The 6017-nt window shown below is 60.7% G+C and carries 4 protein-coding genes; 1 reads left to right on the top strand and 3 read right to left on the bottom strand.

All coding sequences use genetic code 11. The features are described 5' to 3' along the window. The 3 genes from JJE47_09585 to JJE47_09575 form a co-directional block, all read right to left on the bottom strand. Positions 1–1004, bottom strand: a 1004-nt coding sequence (locus JJE47_09585; GenBank protein MBK5267671.1) for an aldehyde dehydrogenase, incomplete at its 3' end; no start/stop codon positions are given. Then, entirely contained in the window at positions 1004–1777 is a 774-nt protein-coding gene (locus JJE47_09580; GenBank protein MBK5267670.1) for an SDR family oxidoreductase, read from the bottom strand. The genes JJE47_09585 and JJE47_09580, both read right to left, overlap by 1 nt. Before the next feature lie 2 nt (positions 1778–1779). Continuing rightward, a complete protein-coding gene (locus JJE47_09575; protein MBK5267669.1) occupies positions 1780–3159 on the bottom strand; it encodes a glutamine synthetase in 1380 nt (459 codons plus the stop codon). A gap of 660 nt (positions 3160–3819) precedes the next feature. Here JJE47_09575 and JJE47_09570 point away from each other — a divergent pair. Then, positions 3820–6017: sodium-translocating pyrophosphatase (locus tag JJE47_09570; GenBank protein MBK5267668.1), on the top strand; the 2198-nt coding region annotated here is incomplete at its 3' end.

Raw genomic sequence — 6017 nt, 5'->3', positions numbered from 1 at the left:
TCTTCGACACTGTCACGATGCCCATCCGAGATCAGCGGCCCAAGCTCGGTGTCTTCATCATCCGTAGGTCCAACCACCAGAGTTCCTGCCCTCGCCGTAAATCGTTCGACGAACTCATCGAAAACCGATCGTTCCACCAGGATCCGAGAACGCGAGCAGCAGTCCTGGCCAGTGTTGTCGTACGCTCCAAACACCGACGACTGCACGCAGTCGTCAAGATCGGCATCGGCAAAAACGACGTTGGCAGACTTTCCACCAAGCTCTAGCGAAACGCGTTTGATATCTGGAGCGGCAATCCTCATGACGTCTGCTCCGACCGCGGTCGAGCCTGTGAAGGAGATCTTGCGCACGAGCGGATGCCCAACAAGTGCATCTCCCGCGATGGACCCGGGTCCGGGTACCACGTTCACCACTCCGGCCGGTACACCCGCTTCGGCACAAATATCGGCGAGAGCCAAGGCCGTAAGCGGGGTGGCGCTGGCAGGTTTGATTACAACCGAGTTACCCATTGCCAGGGCGGGCGCCAGCTTCCACCCGAGGATCACCATCGGGAAGTTCCACGGGGTGATAATCCCGCAGACGCCGACCGGCTCGCGGAAGGTGAGCAGCGTGCCATCGGCGCCACCAGGAATCGTCTGCCCACCAAACTTGTCGACCGAGCCGGCGTAGTACTCAAAGGTTCGGGCCACCGCGCCTATTTCCCCACGGGCTGCCGATATGGGTTTCCCCGCTTGGCGGGACTCGAGACGGGCGAGGTCTTCGCGTCTCTCGCTGATCAGCGCCGCCACTCTTGCGAGAATCCGCCCCCGTTCCGGCGGCGGGGTCCGACTCCACATCGCCTGCTCAAATGCCCGGTGGGCGACTTGCACTGCCCGTTCAACGTCTTTGGCCGTGGCCCGGGCGACCTCGGCAACCGTAACTCCGGTCGACGGATCGACGACCAGGTCCATCGGGCCCTCGTCCGATTCGACTCCGCCGATCAACAATCCCCTGCGCAGCACCATCACTCCGGAGTGACATAGGCAGCTGTCAAGCCACCGTCGACCATGAACTCAGTACCGGTCACATACGATGAGTCGTCCGATGCCAGGTAGAGCACGGCTTTGGCCATCTCCTCGGCTTCGCCGAACCGACCCATCGGGACGTGCACGAGGCGCCGATTCCGCTTCTCGTCGGTGTCGAGAAACTTCATGAGCAGTTCGGTTCGTAACGGTCCGGGACACAGTGCGTTGACCCGAATGTTTTCCCTGGCATGAATAACGGCCAGTTCCCGAGTCATCGATAGAACGGCACCTTTCGATGCGGTGTAGGCGAGTTGGGGGGTGGCCGCCCCAACCAGGGCAACGAAGGAAGCCGTGTTGATGTTCGACCCGCCGCCGGCTCGCCGCAACGCCGGAATTCCGTATTTGCATCCGAAGAACACACCTTTGACGTTTATCGCCATGGTCAGATCCCAGATCTGTTCATCGGTGGAAACCGCGTCGCCATCTTCGGACAGCATCACGCCGGCGTTGTTGAACATCACGTCCAGTTTCCCGAAATGCGATTCCGTCTTGGCGACCATCTCCTGGCAGTCGGCAGCTTTCGAGACATCAGCTCGCAAAGTCAGAACGTCGCCGCCAGCCTGCCTAACCAGGGCGGCCGTTTCCTCGTTGGCGTCCGAACTGAGGTCGACGGCCGCGATTCGGGCTCCTTCACGAGCAAAGAGAAGTGCGGTTTGACGCCCGATCCCGGACGCTGATCCCGTTATTAATGCAATCTTGCCGTCGAGACGCATTCTCAAATCCTCTCGAAGTAGCGGGACCGTTCCCAGTCGGTGACCGCAGCATCATATGCCGACTGCTCCACCTCGAAGAAATGGCTGTAGTGATCCACCACCTCATCTCCGAAGGCTCGCCGGGCGAAGGAACTGGTCTTGAAATCGTCGACCGCTTCGCGCAAGGTGTGCTGGATTCGCGGAAGCTCAACAGCCGCATAGACGTCCCCTTGAAATACCGGCGGTGGTTCGATCCGGTTTTCGATGCCATCGAGGCCGCTGGCCAAGGCGGCTGCGTACGCAAGATAGGGATTGACATCGGCTCCCGGGATTCGGCATTCGATGCGAAGACTCGGTCCGGACCCGACTACCCGGAACCCGGCGGTGCGGTTGTCTTTGGCCCAGGCGATCCTCGTCGGCGCCCATGACCCGTCCTGATACCGCTTATAGGAATTGACGGTTGGGGCGTAACACACCATCAACTCACGTACATGAGCCATCCAACCACCCAGGAACCAGCGAAATGTGTCCGAGGCCTCGAGGCCGGCGCCCAGGTCCTGGTCACCAACAAACGCATTGCCGTCTTTGTCCCACAGACTGAGATGAATATGACAGCTGCTGCCCGCCTCGGCCGAATCGGGCTTGGCCATGAACGTGACGCTTACCCCCAGGTTCTCGGCCGTTTCCTTCAAACATTCCTTGAAGACCACATGACGGTCCGCCATTTCCAGCGCTTCTGTGAATCGAACGTTCAACTCATGCTGACCGCGGCCCCATTCACCCTTCGAGTTCTCGACGGGGATACCCGAATCCCGAAGGTGACGACGAGCTGCGCCGACGTAATCCTCAATCCGAAATCCCTGTAACAGGTGATAGTCATCGATGTACCAACCGCCCGCCTTCAACGAACTGTATCCCTTCCGGTGGGCTTTCCGGTACGAGTCCCTGAACAGGAAGAATTCAAGTTCCGAAGCGGCCATGACGGTGAGACCCATCCCGGCCAATCGATCAAGCTGGACTCGCAATATGCTGCGCGGAGCCACCTTCACATTCGAATGGGTGGCGTCATCTACAACATCACATACGACAATGGCCGTGCGGTCCGCCCAAGCGGCACGTCGCAACGTCGACATGTCAGGAACCAGATGAAAATCTCCGTATCCCAGCTCCCAACTGGCGTACTCGTACCCGGGGACTGGCTCCATCTCCATATCGACCGTCAACAGGTAGTCACAAGCGTGCGTACCGTGTTCGGCACCGTCACTTAGGAAGAAATCGGGGTCAAAACGCTTCCCCAACTGCCGTCCGTAATGGTCGGTAAAAGCCACGACAACGGTGTCGATGGTCCCGTCTTCGACCTCAGTCCGAAGTTCGTCGAGAGTAAGCATTCCCTTTATGGCCATCAAGTCATCCTTTGTTCGTGGCCGGCCGGTTGAACCGCTACCCGCGCCGCCGGCATAGCCTATAGCCGGATGCTCGGATAACCGCCTTCTCCGCCCTCCCGATGCCGGGCAATTGTCGGCTCGGGAGAGGTAGCTTCCCGGCGGCACCGACTGTTCCTGCAAGGCTAGATCCAGAGAGCCGATCGCGCCCTCACCATCGTCATCGACCAACCATGGTCTCTGACCGCCGCGGCAGGTCCTCATCGCCTACGATTCCCGCGAACCAAAAGGAGGCCAACCTTATGAAAAGAAAAATGGCTCTGCTCGCAGCATTGCGACGATCGTCGCAGCGTGCGGGGCGTGGAGGGTCCGTGCTAGAGGATGGAGCGCGCAACGCGGCTGCGGGTGGACGCATCCGCCGCCCGCTGTTCGGCCTCGGTCACCGCCTTGTCCCGTTCCGGGTCCACGCTTTTCACAACGCCATTCTTGCCTATAGGCAAGGGGCTCAACCTGGCTCCCCGACCAGCGGCACACCTTCCGATACGAGACATACCCTTCCAGCAAGTGGCGGGGTTGCGGCGTCTACGACGTGGAGTCGTAGAGTGCGGGCGCTGACTTTGGCTTGTCAAAGGTGACAGGTCATCAACGAACATTCAGTTACCTTCAAAAGGACGCATCGTGATGGCTCCATCAATCGATAGCCAACCATCCACAGGACGGCGGCACGGTTTCGTGCGCGCGGGCCTGTTCGTGGTGTTCGGGCTCCTCGCACTTACTCTGACCGCCTGCTCCGGCGGCTCTACCGCGGCGCTCGGTGAGGGTGCGCACAAGTCGGAATTCGACCTTCCGCTCCCTGACCTGCGCTCCGTGAGCTTCCTCGGCGGCATCAACGGCTGGTGGCTTCTCTTCATCGGCATGCTGATCTGCGTCGCCGGCTTCGCTTTCGGCATCTTCAGCTACATGAAGCTGAAGAACCTGCCAGTCCATGGCTCGATGCGTGAGGTGTCCGAGCTGATCTACGAGACCTGCAAGGCCTACCTCGTCCAGCAGGGCAAGTTCCTGATGCTGCTGTTCGCCTTCATCGGTTCGGTCATCTTCGTCTACTTCGGCTTCCTGAACACTACGGGCGGCTGGGGACGAGTGGTCATCGTGCTGCTGTTCGCCATCATCGGCATGGCCGGCTCCTACGGCATCGCCTGGTACGGCATCCGGCTGAACACCTTCGCCAACTCCCGCACCTCGTTCGCTGCGCTCGAGGGCAAGCCGTTCAAGGTCTACGACATCCCGATGCGTTCGGGCATGAGCGTCGGCATGGTGCTGATCTCGACAGAGCTGATCATGATGCTGGCCATCCTGATGTTCCTTCCGGCCGACATCGCCACCTCCTGCTTCCTCGGCTTCGCGATCGGCGAGTCGCTGGGCGCCTCTGCGCTCCGCATCGCCGGCGGCATCTTCACCAAGATCGCCGACATCGGCTCCGACCTGATGAAGATCATCTTCAAGATCGACGAGGATGACCCCCGTAACCCCGGCACCATCGCCGACTTCACCGGTGACAACGCTGGCGACTCGGTCGGCCCCTCGGCTGACGGCTTCGAGACCTACGGCGTCACCGGCGTCGCGCTGATCACTTTCATCCTGCTGGGTGTCCAGGCCGATCTGCAGGCGCACTTCCTAATCTGGATCTTCTTCATCCGCGCCATCATGCTGGTAGCTTCCGGGTTCTCCTACTTCGGCAATGCCCGGTGGGCCAAGGCGAAGTTCGCCGACGCGGACGAGATGGAGTTCGAGACCCCGCTGACCTCTCTGGTGTGGATCACCTCGATCGTCTCGATCGTGCTGACCTTTGCCATGTCGGCCCTGCTGATCGCCGACATCCCCGGCCAGCCGAACCTGTGGTGGATCCTGTCGCTGATCATCAGCTTCGGCACCCTTGCCGGCGCGATCATCCCCGAACTGGTGAAGGTCTTCACCGGCGTGAAGGCCAAGCACGTCGAAGAGGTGGTGAAGTCGGCCAACGAAGGCGGGCCCTCGCTCGACATCCTTTCCGGTCTCGTTGCCGGCAATTTCTCCGCCTACTGGCTGGGCATCGCGATCGTCGCCCTGATGAGCGGCGCGTACGGCGTATCCACGTTGATCCAGCCTGGCGCCATGGTCGACGGCGTGATCACCGGTGGCATCATGCTCGCTCCGGGCGTTTTCGCCCTCGGCCTTGTCGCCTTCGGCTTCCTCGGCATGGGCCCGGTCACGATCGCCGTCGACTCATACGGCCCGGTCACCGACAACGCCCAGAGCGTCTACGAGCTGTCCCAGATCGAGTCCCTGCCCGGCATCAGTGAGGAACTTGAGCGCGACTTCGGCATCAAGCCCAACTTCAAGCGGGCCAAGCACCTGCTGGAGGCAAACGACGGCGCAGGCAACACCTTCAAGGCCACCGCCAAGCCGGTGCTGATCGGTACCGCTGCGGTGGGTGCCACCACGATGATCTTCTCAATCATCATGGGCCTTACCAGTGGGCTGACCACCAACGTCGAGAACCTCTCGCTGCTACACGTGCCGTTCCTTCTCGGCCTGATCACCGGTGGCGCGATCATCTACTGGTTCACTGGCGCCTCCATGCAGGCCGTCACGACCGGCGCGTTCCGCGCAGTGCAGTACATCAAGGAGAACATTGACCTTGAGGGCACGACCAAGGCCTCTGTCGAGACCTCCCGCAAGGTCGTGGAGATCTGCACCCAGTACGCCCAGAAGGGGATGTTCAACATCTTCCTCGGGATCTTCTTCGCCACCTTGGCGTTCGCTTTCGTCGAGCCGTACTTCTTCATCGGCTACCTGATCTCGATCGCCATCTTCGGGCTCTACCAGGCCATCTTCATGGC

Source organism: Acidimicrobiia bacterium (assembly GCA_016650365.1).
Classification (GTDB): Bacteria; Actinomycetota; Acidimicrobiia; order Spongiisociales; family JAENVV01; genus JAENVV01.
This window is presented reverse-complemented; position numbering and strand designations above follow the sequence as displayed.